Source organism: Pseudoalteromonas sp. XMcav11-Q (genome assembly GCF_040104525.1).
Classification (GTDB): Bacteria; Pseudomonadota; Gammaproteobacteria; order Enterobacterales; family Alteromonadaceae; genus Pseudoalteromonas.
On record NZ_JBECOX010000002.1, the window covers coordinates 341,800 to 356,675 of the forward strand.

The window sequence follows — 14,876 nt, forward strand, 5'->3', positions numbered from 1 at the left end:
GATATGAAACTGATTTCAAGTAGATGTGAGGCAAGCACGATCACGGTGAGTAGAATAAAACTAAACTTGAAGGGATTACCAAAGCGGCTTCTCTGCCCATTCAAATATCCAAGAATAGTCTTAAAAGGTCTAAGTAATAATCCAAAAAGCAACTTAAAAAAAGGGGATTCGAGTTCAAGCAGTGCGCTTTGAAGCAAAATGCGTAAGTGTTTAAAGGTCAGTCTTGAGGCTTTTTTCTGTCCGCAACCTGAGCAGTACTCGCCAACAAGTTGAGTGTGACAATTTAAACAGTGCGATTGATTGTCAAAATTTGCGTGATCCATAGATGTATTTATTATTTTTTAATATCGATGAATGCTACCTTTTTTTGTCTCTAATAATCAAACAATATAGGTGTTAAGGCCCACTTTTCTAGTACTCCATCTGAACTTATCGTCGTGAGCATATTGCTATCGGAGATGTGTACATCATAAACGGTGCTGCCCAAATTCAGTTGTGCAATTGGCCAACTGACAATCTCTTTTCCCGACGTTAATTCCCATAACGATATATATTCCTTGGAAGAGGTGGTTAGCAGAAATTTGTCGTCAGCGACGAATTGCGCACTACGAAAAAACTTGAAGCGCTGAGGATAGGATAGAGATAACACTGCTTGACCTGTGCGCGTATCAATGAATTTTTGGTCTTGCAGGGCGTCTGATACGAACAGCCAGTTTTCATTTTGTGATAATGCCAAACTGGTAATACGATGAGGCAGCTCATAATCTACAGTGACTTCTTTACTAGTTAACTCAAGCTTTTTAGCGTGGCCGTCTAAAGAAGCTGAGTAGAGCGAGGTTAAACTCCGGTTAAAAATCAAATGTGTAATGCTACTTTCATGAAGGTTTATTCTGGTGATGATCTGCTCATCTAAACTCAAAAGTAGTATGCTGCCGTCATTGTAGCCAAGGGCGATAAACTGCTCGTCACTGGACCACAGAGCCTTGGTAACGCGAATGAATGAGTCAAGTTCAGGTAATGGATAACTGACAACTTCGTTTGAGTGTAATTGCCAGATGTTAAGTTGGGTGTCTGAAATACTCAGAATACTGCGCTTGCTCGGCGCTATTAAAGCATCGCGAAAAGTAAGTTGGTATTTACTTCCTTCAATTTGTTTAATCAACTGTTGGCTTTGGTTATCCCATACTTGTAGCAAATGATCGTCAATGAGTAATAAGGTTAGCGCCGCGTCATTTGAAAGTTGGGCGAGACTAACCGGCAACTGAGTCAATTGTATTTGCTCTGTTGGCTCTAGAGTCTGCCTTTTGCTACATCCTGTGAGGATAAGCAAAGCGACTATCATTGCGTAAAAAGCGAGTCTCATTCTATACCTTAAGTTTTAGCCTTTCCCTCTTTCTCAAAGAAAGTTAAACACATCCTAATGACAGTACCAAAAATGGCTTGTGCTGTATTTATATATCGGCGTAAGGTAAAGCTCCATTAATATTAACCTTGGAGTATGGAGTGAAAGGGTTTCTTGGTTTAGTGTTACTTGCCGCAATTTGGGGTGGCTCATTTTTATTTATGAAGGTGGCTGCCGGTGTCCTTGGTCCTGCTGTACTCATTGAATTTCGAGTCTTATTTGGTGCGTTAACGCTCGCCGCGGTTGCTTTAGTATTAAAGCGTAATTTACATTTTTGGCAGTACAAAAAGCACTTTTTAATCCTCGGACTGTTTAACTCAGCGTTACCTTTTATGTTATTCGCTTATGCCGTGCAAACGCTTGATGCTTCCATGCTCTCAATTTTAAATTCAACCGCACCATTTTGGGGGGTGTTAATCAGTGTGTTTTGGTTAAAAGTGCCGACTCAAAAGTCGGTGTGGCTAGGATGTGGATTTGGGATTGCAGGTGTTATCACACTAGTCGGGTTGGATAGCACTGTATTGGACGAGGGTGCATGGTTACCTATTATTGCAACCCTGTGTGCGACTCTGAGCTATGCGGTGGCCTCTCATTACACCAAAACGGCACCAAAAATGAGCGCATTCAATCATGCCCATGGGAACTTATGGGGCTCTGCGCTATTGGTATTGCCTTTTATTTGGTTTATGCCAATGAGAGAAACGCCTGACTCTACGGTGATAAGTGCGGTGGTTGGGCTTGGCATATTATGTACAGGCGTTGCCTATATTCTCTATTTTAAGTTAGTCGAAGATCTCGGCGCTGCGTCTGCTTTATCTGTTACCTTTTTAATTCCTGTGTTTGGGATTTTATGGGGACATCTCTTTTTGCAAGAGCAAATAGGTGCTAACACAATCCTTGGCAGTATTTTAGTTTTGCTTGGAGTCAGTTTAGTAACTGGGTTACAAGAAAAGATATTTCCACCAAAAGCGATGAAGGAGCTGTAGGTGAGAAGTGACGGCCCCTCAACATGGTGCTGTCAAAAAAGCGTTTCTCAGAAACGATAAAAGGGCCTAAAAGGCCCTTTGGTGAAGTATCGTTCAAGTTAGTGTGGTCACTTTAACCCCTTAAAGCAACCAACCAATTGTTTTGCAACTGCGGCTTATCTCAATAAGTTTCTAAGCTAGCGAGAGGAAGAAACCTGCAATTGCTGCACTCATGAGGTTAGCCATAGACCCTGCTAACACTGCTCTGAGCCCTAGGCGAGCGATATCCTTTCTACGACTTGGGGCCATACCACCAAGTCCGCCTAGTAAGATGGCAATCGACGATAAGTTAGCAAATCCACATAAAGCAAATGTGACAATCGCTTGAGTGTGCGTGCTCAACGTATCGCGATAATTCATATAATCTAGGTAGGCAACAAACTCGTTAACTACCAATTTTTGGCCGATAAAACTACCTGCCGTCACGGCTTCCGACCAAGGTACCCCAAGTAGCCAAGCAACAGGGGCAAAGACGTAGCCTAAAATTTCTTGTAGCGTCAGTGTTGGGTAATCAAAAATTCCACCAATACTGCCTAGTAAACCGTTTAGTAGCGCAATAAGTGCCACAAACGCAAGTAGCATTGCACCTACGTTCAGTGCCAAGTGCATACCGCTTGATGCACCAGATGCTGCCGCATCAATTACGTTTACTGGTTTATCATCACCACTATCTACATCAGATAGGTTTTCGTGTGGCTTCTCGGTTTCTGGTACAATCATTTTTGCCATTAAGAAACCACCAGGAGCTGCCATAAAGCTCGCGGCAATGAGGTATTTAAGCTCAACACCAATCGCCACATAGCCCGCCATAACAGAGCCTGCCACCGTCGCCAAACCGCCCACCATAACTGCAAACAACTCTGATTGCGTCATTTTTGGAATAAACGGTTTTACGATCAAAGGGGCTTCCGTTTGGCCGACAAAAATATTTGCCGTAGCTGAAAGCGACTCTGGTCGTGACGTTTGTAGTAACTTTTGCAAGCCACCACCCAAAATTTTAATGATCCAGTTCATAATACCAAGGTGATACAACACAGCAACGAGCGCTGAGAAGAACACGATCACTGGTAATACCTGAATCGCAAAGATAAACCCTAGCGAGTCTTGTTTGGCTAATGGCCCGAACAAGAAACCGATACCGTCATTAGCATAGCTAATCACTTTGGCAACCGCGCTAGACATTGAAGCTAATACATTTTTACCCGCTTCAATAAAGAGTACAAAGCCACCAATAAGGACTTGCAGTAAAAATGCAACGCCTACGGTACGCTTATTAATAGCACTGCGATTTGTCGAACACGCAAATGCTACGCCTAGGAGCATCATCATGCCCACTAAGCTCATAATTGTTGTCATGCCAATTTCCCGTTATTCTTGTAGCAAATATTTTATTTTACTTTTAATAATATCAATCGCAACGCGATTCATACCGCCACGGGTCACAACCAAGTCGGCATTATGCTTGGATGGCTCGATAAACTGATAAAACATCGGTCTTACCGTCGCCTGATATTGTTCTACCACAGATGACAGACTTCTTCCTCTGTGCTCTATATCTCTTTGCATGCGACGCAGCAAACAAATATCCAAAGGTGTATCAATGAACACCTTGATATCAAACTCTTCACTTAATGCAGGATCGCTCAGTAGTAATATACCCTCGACGATTAGTATCTTAGCAGGGTTTACTATTCGGGTTTTATCACTACGTGTATGCTGTCCGTAATCGTAGGTAGGAACCTCTACGGATTCACCTAGGCGAAGCTTAGTTAAATGCTCGCGTAACAACTCGTGTTCAAACGCATCAGGATGATCATAATTCGTTTGAGTACGATGCTCTATAGGTAAATGCGATTGATCTTTATAATAGGCGTCCTCTTCGATTACCGCGATAGTGCCTGAGGCAAGCTCATTCACTAATTCGTTGTAGATCGTTTGACTAAAAAGAGACTTACCAGACGCAGATGCGCCAGCTATGGCTATAATAGTTCGTGTCACTAAAGTTCACACCCAGCAGTTGTTTATGTTGGAAGATCACAATAGCAAAAAAGACACGATTAATCTCTTTTGCCTCGCTTAATGAGCAAATTTAACGGGTTTAGCGGACTCAAAACAGGACTTATGTCCGCTTAAGGGCGACAGAGCCAAATTAGCAAGATCGCAGCTTTTCGTGAATTTTGTGACTATTTTATGACAGCGGACTTATGTCCTGTACGATTTTTTTAACCAAACATAAAGTAACCAACGCTTAAGGTAACCATGTATTTAAGAATAAATAACAGCCTGAGCAGTATAGAGAGGTATCTATGGCAAGAGCAATCATTTTAATGGCGGATAGCCTAGGCATTGGCGCAGCACCGGACGCAGAAAAGTTTGGTGACGTAGGCGCGAATACTCTCGCTCATTTATTACAGGCGTATAAAGAAGAAAAAGGACAAGCGTTAGGCTTACCTAATCTTTCTAAACTAGGCCTTATTGCAGCATGTGAAGCTGCAGGTAAAGAAACCTGCGCCGTGGCGCAAACCATAGAGCCAAGTGCTGCTTGGGGATATGCAAAAGAATTATCGAGTGGTAAAGATACGCCGTCTGGCCACTGGGAAATGGCTGGGGTGCCAGTATTGTTTGAGTGGGGTTACTTCCCAAATACTAACCCATGCTTCCCACAAGAATTTATAGATGAGTTGTGCAAACGTGCAGACATCCCAGGTATTTTGGGTAACTGTTACGCGTCGGGCACAACGATTTTAGAACAGCTGGGTGAAGAACACATGCAAAGCGGTAAGCCGATTTGCTACACCTCAGTTGATAGCGTCTTTCAAATAGCCGCTCATGAACAATCGTTCGGACTTGACAAGCTTTATCAAGTATGTGAAATCGCACGGGCACTGCTTGATGAAATGAATATAGGACGAGTGATTGCGCGGCCATTTATAGGCACTTCAAGTGCCGACTTTATTCGTACTGGTAACCGCCGAGACTATTCGGTATTACCGCCTTCGCCGACTGTGCTAGATAAGCTAGCCAATGACGGTGGCGAAGTAATTAGTATTGGTAAAATTGCAGATATTTATGCGCATCAAGGGATCACGCAAAAGCACAAAGCGCCTGGTCTTTTGAATCTGCTAGCAAAGACAAGCGAAGTGATGGACACAGCACCAGACCATAGTCTTATCTTCACCAACTTAGTCGACTTCGATGAAAAGTTTGGTCACCGCAGAAATGCAGTGGGATATGCAGAAGCACTTGCTGAGTTTGACGCATTTTTACCTGAAATTATTGCCAAACTAAAAGCTGATGACTTGCTTTTAGTGACTGCCGACCATGGTTGTGACCCAACCGCAGAAGGCACAGATCATACGCGAGAGTACGTGCCTGTATTGGCGTATACACCGGGTATGAACAATACTCCGTTAGGAGAAAGACAAAGTTTTGCTGACATAGGTCAAACGCTTGCCCAGTGGTTTGATTTAGATGCAACGCAGTACGGTGAAGGCTTTAAGGCCGAGATAAAAGCCTAACTAAAGGAAACAATATGAGCACTCCACACATTAGCGCAAAGCCAGGTGATTTTGCAGAAACGGTATTAATGCCGGGCGATCCACTAAGAGCAAAATACATTGCAGAAAACTTTTTGGAAGATGCTCGTCAGGTAACTGACGTTCGCAACATGTTTGGTTTTACTGGTACTTACAATGGTAAGCCAGTTAGCATTATGGGTTCAGGCATGGGTATTCCATCTATGTCAATCTACGCTCGTGAGCTTATTGTTAGCTTTGGTGTTAAGAACCTGATCCGCATCGGTACATGTGGTGGTATTAGTCAAGACATCAAGATCCGCGATGTGATCTTTGCACAAGGCGCAAGCACAGACTCAAATGTGAATCGTGCTCGTGTACGTGGCTATGACTTCGCTGCAATTGCTGATTTTGGTTTATTAGAAAATGGCGTAAACGCTGCTCGCCGTTTAGGTATTGAAGCAAAAGTTGGTAATGTTTTCACTACAGATACTTTCTATCAAGCCGATGGCGAATTTTATAGAGAATTAGACAAGCTAGGCGTAATGGCTGTTGATATGGAAACAGCTGGTTTATACGGTGTAGCGGCTGAATATGGTGCAAAAGCGATGGCACTATTCACAGTAAGTGATCATGTTATTACTGGTGAGGCAACGCCACCAGAAGAACGTCAAAGCACGTTCAATGAAATGGTTAAAATTGCGCTAGAGTCAATTTAATACGATTTGAAAAGTTCCTTGGTAACGTAATCGCAGAGTTTTGGAGACACGCCTAAAACAACGCGAATCACACCCAAAAAAGCCGCTTGAAGCGGCTTTTTTTTTGATCTTGGCCCATCCAAAATTCCTTCGACTAGTTTAAAGTACACAAAGGTGGTAGAGTTTTCTAATGATAAGGTATTGGTGTTAGGTGATGACGATTCTTGCTCTGGGCTTTTTTGCGTTGATGGCGAATGCCGAAGTTGACTTAGATGCATTTGAATCTCTGGTTAAAAACGCGCCAGATGAAGCGCTTAAGGTATACCAAAACGCGATTGCTCGGGAGGATCTTCCAGTTCAAGATTTATATCAACTTCATTATCTTGCGATTAGAGCGAGTGCCAGTACATTTAATAATGCCATTTTTATTAAAGCGCTAGATACGCTTAAAGCACCACCCTTTAAGACTTTGGCGGACGAAGACAGGGCGAAGATTCTGACTAATATTGGTGTTGGCTATCGTCGCCGTAACCAGAATGAACAAGCTATCTGGCATTATCGATGTGCAATGAACGCTCCAGCCAGCTTCCAGCATAAGTCTGCACTTAAAGTGAACATCGCGATTGCGTACACGCGCCTTGAACAACCCGCGATTGGCTACAATCTCTTAAAAAGCGTGGATAGAGAAATGTTACCAAGCTTTATGCAAGCAGGGCTGTTAACTGCGCTTGGCAATGCAACATTTGCAATGGGCGAAACCGATGAGGCGCTGAGCTACTTTGTTGATGCGGCGATCCATTACGCAGAAGATGAAAACTATAGAGCTGTGAAGCAGGTATCAATCAATAGTCTTGGGATATACGTACTTAACTCAGACTTCTCCAGCTATCGCAAAGCGCTTGCTAATATTGCAGCGGAACCTGCCCTAATAGAAGATAATCAGCTTTACCTTGGTTGGTTAAGGGAGCTGGTACAACAGCTAGAGCAAAACAAACAAGCCTTAACCGTGTCGACAACAATGAAAGCCTATTCGCTAGGCGCTGCGAATGCAGGATATGCGTCCATGGTGAATGCGCATATCGACAAGTTTAATCTGTCGCTGCCGAAAGTCACTTCACAGGTCATCGTCAGAGATCCGCTTCCTGTTGAATTGGGAAAACACTGGTGCCCGAAACTTTGACAAAGCCAATTTTTTTGCCATGGTTATGTTATCGTTAAATAAATACGGCTTGTGAGTTTTGGAGAAATAATGTCGCAATGGGTAAAAGGAGAAATCGTCGAAATCACACATTGGACGCCCACATTATTTAGTATCAAATTTGAAGCGGATATCGCACCGTTTAAGGCTGGTCAATATACTAAATTGAGTTTGCAACAAGGGGGAAAGCGCATTGCGCGAGCATATTCTTTTGTAAACCCGCCGTCAGAACCAATTCATGAAGTATTGTTAGTCGAAGTACCCGACGGAAACCTTTCTGTGCCTTTACATCAGCTACAAGTCGGTGATGAGCTCGATGTAACTTACCAAGCAAACGGTTTTTTTACACTAGATGAGCTACCACCTTGCGATACGCTTTGGATGATAAGTACAGGTACGGCGGTAGGCCCATTTTTGTCTATGCTCAGAGAAGGCGAAGTATGGCAGAAGGTTAAGCGGGTGATCCTTATTCATGGTGTACGCCTAAATGCAGACTTGTGTTACCGTGAACAGCTCGAACAGTTACAACAACAAAGAGACGGCTTTACTTATGTGCCGCTCGTCACACGGGAAAAACCAGAGCTCGGTTGTCAGGGCCGTGTCACCGAACTGATAGAAAATAAGCAATTATTAACTCACCTAGGCTATAAGCAGTTTCCTGATAGTAGCCATTTTATGCTCTGTGGTAACCCCGAAATGGTGAAACAATTAAGTGCTCAGTTGCAGAGTATGGGATATGAACGCCACAGGCGAGCCAAACCTGGACAGATCACCGTTGAGCAATATTGGTGAACCTATGCACGTTCGTGTTATTTATCTCTTGTGCTTGTTGCTGCTGGTAACCGCGAACACTGTGTCTGCAGAGCCTAAGGTCATTAGGGTCGTGGACGCAGCAGAAGAAAATGGCACGCCGCAGAACCAATATTTTTTGTCAGTCTTGCGGTTAGCATTGGATAAGTCACGCGAACGTTATGGCGAGTATTGGATAGAGCCGATTGATTTACCAATTAATCAATCACGACAATTTAAGGAATTGCTAAAGCACAATGTCGATGTGTTTTGGACGGTTTCAACAGCCGCTAGAGACACTCAGGCAAAGCCTGTGGCCATTCCCATAGCGTTTGGCAGCTTTGGTATAAGAGTACTGGCTATGAATGTGGCTGACAGCGGCAAGCTTAATGTGCATTTATCGTTATCAGAGCTACAAAAGTTCAACGTTGTTTTAGGGCAGGATTGGCCTGATGTTCATATTTTTGAAAAGGCAGGTTTTACGGTAGAAAAATATGTTGATGGCTTGGCAAGTTATCGAGTGCTCGCAAATAGTGCCGGTAAGATCTTTCCACGAGGTGTCATTGAAGTAGTACCTGAGCTCAAGGCGTTCGATAACAAGCAAGTGACTTATGGCGAAAAGAACCTGTTGCTCTATCCTTCAATGGTGTACTTCTATGTCCGCAAAGAAGATATTAAACTTTATAAACGCCTAGAGTATGGTTTAACAAAAGTGCTTGAAGATGGCTCTTTGGCTGCCCTTTTTTACGACAGTACGATGATGACTGAGCTGAAAAAGCACTTTAATTTACAAGGTGCCGCCATCCATCAAATTGAAAATCCGTTGATTATCTCTAAAAAGCAGCTCGACGCGATTTCTCAATTACAAGTCGAGCTGCTAAAACAACTTAACTATTCACCAGCTCGTTAAAGCTTTGGTTGTCTGCAAGACTCGCAAACGCTGGCTCGTGTTGCAGCTCGTTCTTTAAGTTAGGCGCATATTCCAAAGCCATACGGATGTCGGCCATCGCATCTGCGTGCTTGTAAAGCATCGAGTAAGCACATGCTCGTTGCCAATAGGCATAACCATAGTCACTGTCTATTTCTAGCGCTTGATTACACAAAGCAATTGCCGTGTTGGTTTGACCAAGCTCTAATAAAGCATCAGCTTTGTAGGCAATTGCCTCTACATCTTCAGGTTTGCGATTTAGGATCTCATCGTAGATCTCAATTTTAGAGTTCATGTCACTCTCAAGATTTGCCCGCATCCACAGAGAGTGTACTTCATTCGTTATGGATATTTTCTTCTGGTTATTGAGGATTTCTTCAGAGCGTTCGCGTAATTTTTCTTCAATAACCTGAAGGCGCTTTTCATATTCATCGGTGATCGTGCCAACGCGCAGGCTAACGATATCTTCTACTTTACTCTTAATATCTCTAAAAGAAGTCCAACCAACAACCACTAAGATGGACGCGGCCGCTGTGATCAAAAAGAGCACATTGTTGATGGTATCTGTGGTGTAGGTAATCGCGCGATCTGCAGTATCTAGCTGAGAGTGACTGATTTTCTTTTCAATATCAGCTCTTAAGCGCATTTGATCTTCTCTGACAGCTCTTAATTCATCAAGAATATAACGCTCAATTAAGGGCCTATACATGGGCTCTTGTAATTGCGACAAAGCCTGTTGTTGTTGGTTTTCTGTCGGCTTTTTTGACGTTGTTTGTTCATTCGCCATGCTAGTAAAACTGCAAGCGACGAGTAGGATAAATAGTACTATGCTTTTCATATTGATGTTCTAGAAACTTTATATTTTTAATATGGTGCATGAGTTAAGGTAGAATTGCAAAAAGCGGAGAAGAAATATTGGCTTATATAATAAAATTAGCGATTTATAGCCTGATTATACTCTCTTTAACGAGTTTAAGTGCCTCTGCAAAAGAGCTACTGGTGGTGACCGAAGAGTGGAAGCCATACAACTTCACCAATGACAAAGGCGAGGTTGTTGGGAGAGCAACAAAAAAGGTGAGGGAGGTGCTTGCAGAAGCCGAGGTTGACTACGAGATAAAAGTTTACCCTTGGGTACGGGCGATGAAAATTGCCAAAGAGCGACCAAACACAATGATTTATTCGATTTATCGTACTGCCGAGCGTGAAGCTGACTACGAATGGGCATGCCCTTTGATCCGCCCTGTAGGCGTGTATTTCTTCAAACTGAAAACGCGTAAAGATATTCAAGTTGCTTCATTGGAAGATGCCAAGCAGTACACGTCCGCAGTTGTGAAGGGAAATCTTTATTATGATTTCTTAATCCAACATGGCTTCGCTCAGGGAGAGCACTTGGTTGTTGCCGCAGATTCAAAAAGCTTTTACAAACTCTTTTTCAAAGGGCGGATAGATCTTGTAATGTCAACGGAATATATCATGAGTGAAGAACTTAAGGCGGCCGGGCTCAATTATGATGAGGTTGTACCTCTGATAGAAGTAACCAAAGCTACACAACAGCGTGGCTGTATGGCATTTAGCAAGGATACAGAACCTATGTTAATAGAGAGAATTAGGCGTGCGCTGGCGAAGCACAATCAAGAGTTTGTTGGGCCATAATGGGCAATCCTCAGGGAAAGGTTGCCCATAGTGATAGGGTACTAATCAATATTAGTAGCTAAGCTCAATTTGACCAACTGCCACGCTGCCTTTATCCCACGTTGTTCTGCACTTGAGGTCCAAAACAGCGCCACTTTCGTAGTTATTGTCTAAAGTGGTGGTATGGCTAACAAATTGCTCTTCTGTTACGTTTGGATCAGATATATCAGTCCAATAGAAACCTTTACCTGTCTCTCTAAACTTGAACCATTTATCGATACCGCCGTCGCTCACTTTACGAATTTTTGAAACCAAACAAAAGGCATTAGTACCAGTTAGTCCTTTAGTGGTTCCATGAACGGTTAGCGTAAATTGGCCTATATTAGCATTTAGCGGCACACTACAGTTGAAGTAACGCTCTGTTCTTAAGTAGGCAGGATTGAAAATAAAGTAGCCATTTCCCGTGGCACCCGCTTGTTCGCTGTGTTTTTGTGTTAACGCTTCTAAGTTACCAACCGCATTTGCATGTTTAGTGAAAGCAGCAGCCTCCAGTTTACTGTCTAAAGCACAGTTATTTGCACCTGAATACAACTCCACAGTAGCGTACGCTGAGTTCGCCGCGAATAATGAAGCGATAATCGCAAGTTTGGTTTTCATACTAATTCCTTGTTTTAGTTAGCGAAGTGGGTACGTTAACAGAGTGAACCGTTCATGTAAACTAAATGTTTTTTAAATATTGGTGAAAGTGTTTTTTAGGAGAGTAAAGAGAAAAGCGCACCACACGGTGCGCCTAATCAGTGCCATGGTGAAGGGGAAATTAACTAAAGGTGTTACACCAATCAAACCCTTCATAATGATAAACGAATGAGCAAAATAAAAAGATCATCATTTTTTAAAGTTTTGCAGCTTGCTGCACCACAATCGCGTGGCGCTTTGCTAATCTTTGGTGATCTTTATCGTATCCGCCACCAATCACGGTTGCGACAGGGACACCATGCTTTTGACATAAGGTCAGCACCAGTGCATCTCGTTTCGCAATGCCAAGCCATGAGATATCTAATTTACCTAAGTTATCACCTTGCCAAACATCGACACCAGCGTCGTACAGCACGATATCTGGATTTAGGTCAATCAATAATGACTCAAGCGTATGTGCAACAATTTCGAGGTAGTGTGTGTCACTGATCCCTATTTCTAAGCCAATATCTAAATCGCTAGCATGTTTACGGAATGGGAAGTTTTTCTCACAGTGGATTGAGCAGGTATAAACATACGGGTTGTGCTTCAACATGGCGGCGGTGCCGTCACCTTGATGAACATCCAAGTCAAAGATTAAGGCATTGGTGATCTGATTATTGTTGAGCAGATGTGTGGTCGTAAAGGCGAGATCGTTTACCATGCAAAAACCAGAGCCAAAATCATAATGTGCGTGGTGCGTGCCACCGGCTAAATGGCATGCAATACCGTGTTGAAGCGCAAGCTCTGCAGTTTTTAGCGTTCCAAGAGGCGCAGTAAAAGTACGTGCCATAAGCTGCTCTGACCAAGGTAGACCTATACGGCGCATCATTTTAGCGTCGAGTTGATTACGCCATAAGTCCCAAATATATTGCTCGCAGTGCACGCTTTCAAGTGGCGATGGGTTGCCGGGCTCTGGGCTATAAACATTGTTATGAATGAGCCTTAATGCATCTACTTCTTGGTATAGACGCGCAAATTTACTCATCACGAAGCGGTGTTTTGGATCAAAATTGAATGAGTAATTAGCGTGATAAACTAGTGGTAAATTTGGGTTGTTCAAAAACGGCTCCAAAAATGGCGATATGGCAGTGTAGCAATATCAATCTCCGAAGCCGAGCGCTTTAGCTTTTAATGTTGCTTGCGTTCTGTCTCGTACTTGCAGTTTTGCGAGCAAGCAAGAAACCGAGTTACGGATGGTACCTTCCGCTTTATATAACGTATTGGCGATTTCCTTATTGGAATATCCTTTCGCGATTAGTTTTAAAATATCCTTTTCTCGTGTGGTGAGCTTATCTAAAGTGGGGTCAGGTTTTAGTAGGGTCTCAGCAAGCTCGTCTTGGATGATGAGTTCACCTTGATGGACTTGTCGAACGGCATCAATTAACTCTTCTAAGTCCACGTCCTTAAGAAGGCAGCCTTTAGCACCAAGTTCTAGGGCTAATTTTAGCTTTGCAGTATCGTTGAAGGTAGTGAGGATAATGACTTTAAAGTTTATAGCCAAAGGCAAAAGCTCGGTGAGCACATCAACACCATCTAGCTCAGGCATTCGCATATCTAAAAGCACAATGTCAGCTGTAATTTGGTTTGATTGAACCTGTTGAATGAACTCACTGCCGCTGCCACAGCTTCCAGAACAAATAATGTCACCACTCAGCGAAAGCAGTGCTTGCATACCTTGGCGCACAAGCGCCTGATCATCGACTAGGTAAACTGATATTTTAGCCATTTGTCGTCCCAAAATGGATAGTTAATGTTACGCCTTGATGAGTTGACACATCAAGACTGCCGCCGAGTTCTTGGATCCGCTCCTGCATACCAGCCAGACCATTTCCAAATCGAATACTATTTAAGGTAATGCCGTTATCGCTTATTTGTACTTTTAATCCTTGTTGACAATACACTCGTACTTGCATTTTATCCGCCTTGGCGTGCTTCAAGGTATTAGTGATGGCCTCTTGGCAGCATTTTAGAATGCAATTGGCATAACTTAGTTTCTCGAGTAATGGGTGATGTTCATAGTCGAGTTCAATGTTAAGACGAGGGATAGATTCAGTAAGCCTCAGCAAAGCATCATGGAGATCGATATGCTCGTTGCTACGCTTGTCGCTGACTAAATCGCGAATACATTTTAGGGTGTCTTTAGCTTGCAAATAGCAGCTATCTAATAGCTCGGTCAATGGTGCCGCTGCAGTTCGTCTTGCGACATCTAAATTTACAATCAGACTGGTTATTTGATGTCCAACGTCGTCATGTAACTCTCGTGCTAATTGAAGCCGCTCTTGTTTAGCAATACTTTGGCTTAGCAGAGACTGCGTTGCAGATAGCTGACTGTGGGCGAGTTGTAGCGCTTCTTTGGCTTCTTGTTCCTTTTGCATTCTTTTACACACCACGTACGCAAATAACTGAAAACAGGCAAATAACACTGCGTTGAGATATTCAAAGCCATGTCCCCAAAAAAAGTATTGCGACGCAACATACAAGCAAGAGGTAACTAGGATATACCCAAGCGCAAAGCTCAAAGGAACATAAAAAGCAAGGATCCCAACGAGTTTTACGTTGTAAATGAGATGAATTGCGGCGGGGGAGGTAAGGTTAATTGACTGGATCAAAAGCGCCAATACAAACAGCATCGAATATCTAACCTTGTAGCCATAGTATTTTTCGGATTCATTGATACATAAAAGCACGAGGATCAAAACACCGATATGCTGTACCCAAGGCAGCCATTGTGCTTTTTGCTGAGCATAAACCAAACTTGGTATTGCAACGGCTAACCAAGTGAAAATGGTTGTTACTAACCAAGCCGTCGGATAGCGAAAAAACGCCGACATCTACTTACTCCGCTAAAAACCTGCTCTGCAGGTATTATTCCTTTATTCTCTTGCGAACCTATCCTAGCAGATATTTGTGACTCTGTGATGATGACGAATGTCATAAGTTTTACATTGTAA

At 43.0% G+C, this 14,876-nt stretch carries 15 protein-coding genes; 7 read left to right on the forward strand and 8 right to left on the reverse strand.

Going from position 1 to position 14,876, the window contains the following annotated elements:
• Positions 1-373: 373 nt before the first annotated feature.
• Complete coding sequence (locus ABMY45_RS04935; protein WP_206472491.1) at positions 374-1,363, reverse strand: hypothetical protein; 990 nt, start codon at positions 1,361-1,363, stop codon at positions 374-376.
• Positions 1,364-1,503: 140 nt separating this feature from the next.
• On the opposite strand from ABMY45_RS04935, the gene ABMY45_RS04940 reads away from it, so the two are divergent.
• A complete protein-coding gene (locus ABMY45_RS04940; protein WP_010603724.1) occupies positions 1,504-2,388 on the forward strand; it encodes a DMT family transporter in 885 nt (294 codons plus the stop codon).
• A 171-nt stretch (positions 2,389-2,559) separates the two neighbouring features.
• On the opposite strand, the gene ABMY45_RS04945 is transcribed toward ABMY45_RS04940, so the two are convergent.
• Positions 2,560-3,783 carry a NupC/NupG family nucleoside CNT transporter gene (locus ABMY45_RS04945; protein WP_010369948.1) on the reverse strand — a complete coding sequence of 408 codons (1,224 nt, stop codon included), beginning with the start codon at positions 3,781-3,783 and terminating at the stop codon, positions 2,560-2,562.
• Positions 3,784-3,795: 12 nt separating this feature from the next.
• Positions 3,796-4,425 (reverse strand): uridine kinase, encoded by a 630-nt coding sequence (gene udk, locus ABMY45_RS04950; protein ID WP_010603723.1) that lies wholly within the window; start codon positions 4,423-4,425, stop codon positions 3,796-3,798.
• Between the two features lie 308 nt (positions 4,426-4,733).
• Here udk and ABMY45_RS04955 point away from each other — a divergent pair, with 308 nt between their 5' ends.
• The 5 genes from ABMY45_RS04955 (at position 4,734) to ABMY45_RS04975 (ending at position 9,537) form a co-directional block, all read left to right on the forward strand.
• Positions 4,734-5,945, forward strand: coding sequence for a phosphopentomutase (locus ABMY45_RS04955; RefSeq protein WP_206472489.1), 1,212 nt, complete (start codon positions 4,734-4,736; stop codon positions 5,943-5,945).
• Positions 5,946-5,959: 14 nt separating this feature from the next.
• The gene (deoD, locus tag ABMY45_RS04960) at positions 5,960-6,661 is read left to right on the forward strand and encodes a purine-nucleoside phosphorylase (protein WP_102058407.1); all 702 of its coding nucleotides are present in this window, start codon (positions 5,960-5,962) and stop codon (positions 6,659-6,661) included.
• Positions 6,662-6,854: 193 nt separating this feature from the next.
• On the forward strand, positions 6,855-7,820 hold the full coding sequence (locus ABMY45_RS04965; RefSeq protein WP_010603720.1) for a hypothetical protein: 966 nt from the start codon (positions 6,855-6,857) through the stop codon (positions 7,818-7,820).
• Between the two features lie 69 nt (positions 7,821-7,889).
• On the forward strand, positions 7,890-8,630 hold the full coding sequence (locus ABMY45_RS04970; RefSeq protein WP_349288515.1) for a ferredoxin--NADP reductase: 741 nt from the start codon (positions 7,890-7,892) through the stop codon (positions 8,628-8,630).
• A gap of 4 nt (positions 8,631-8,634) precedes the next feature.
• Positions 8,635-9,537, forward strand: a complete 903-nt coding sequence (locus ABMY45_RS04975; RefSeq protein ID WP_206472483.1) for a hypothetical protein — start codon at positions 8,635-8,637, stop codon at positions 9,535-9,537.
• Here the strand turns inward: ABMY45_RS04975 and ABMY45_RS04980 are convergent.
• The gene (locus ABMY45_RS04980) at positions 9,515-10,393 is read right to left on the reverse strand and encodes a tetratricopeptide repeat protein (RefSeq protein WP_102058410.1); all 879 of its coding nucleotides are present in this window, start codon (positions 10,391-10,393) and stop codon (positions 9,515-9,517) included. The genes ABMY45_RS04975 and ABMY45_RS04980 overlap by 23 nt on opposite strands.
• 77 nt (positions 10,394-10,470) lie before the next feature.
• On the opposite strand from ABMY45_RS04980, the gene ABMY45_RS04985 reads away from it, so the two are divergent.
• Positions 10,471-11,208, forward strand: a complete 738-nt coding sequence (locus tag ABMY45_RS04985; RefSeq protein WP_211200921.1) for a transporter substrate-binding domain-containing protein — start codon at positions 10,471-10,473, stop codon at positions 11,206-11,208.
• A gap of 51 nt (positions 11,209-11,259) precedes the next feature.
• Here ABMY45_RS04985 and ABMY45_RS04990 read toward each other — a convergent pair whose 3' ends face one another.
• The 4 genes from ABMY45_RS04990 to ABMY45_RS05005 all read right to left on the reverse strand — a co-directional run bounded on the left by ABMY45_RS04990 (position 11,260) and on the right by ABMY45_RS05005 (position 14,756).
• Positions 11,260-11,844, reverse strand: a complete 585-nt coding sequence (locus ABMY45_RS04990) for a hypothetical protein (protein WP_174169509.1) — start codon at positions 11,842-11,844, stop codon at positions 11,260-11,262.
• Positions 11,845-12,079: 235 nt separating this feature from the next.
• Positions 12,080-12,985 carry a histone deacetylase gene (locus tag ABMY45_RS04995; RefSeq protein WP_206472480.1) on the reverse strand — a complete coding sequence of 302 codons (906 nt, stop codon included), beginning with the start codon at positions 12,983-12,985 and terminating at the stop codon, positions 12,080-12,082.
• A 39-nt stretch (positions 12,986-13,024) separates the two neighbouring features.
• Positions 13,025-13,651 (reverse strand): response regulator transcription factor, encoded by a 627-nt coding sequence (locus tag ABMY45_RS05000; RefSeq protein ID WP_010603713.1) that lies wholly within the window; start codon positions 13,649-13,651, stop codon positions 13,025-13,027.
• Positions 13,644-14,756 (reverse strand): histidine kinase, encoded by a 1,113-nt coding sequence (locus ABMY45_RS05005; RefSeq protein WP_039496529.1) that lies wholly within the window; start codon positions 14,754-14,756, stop codon positions 13,644-13,646. Before ABMY45_RS05005 ends, ABMY45_RS05000 begins: the two co-directional genes overlap by 8 nt.
• Positions 14,757-14,876: the final 120 nt, after the last annotated feature.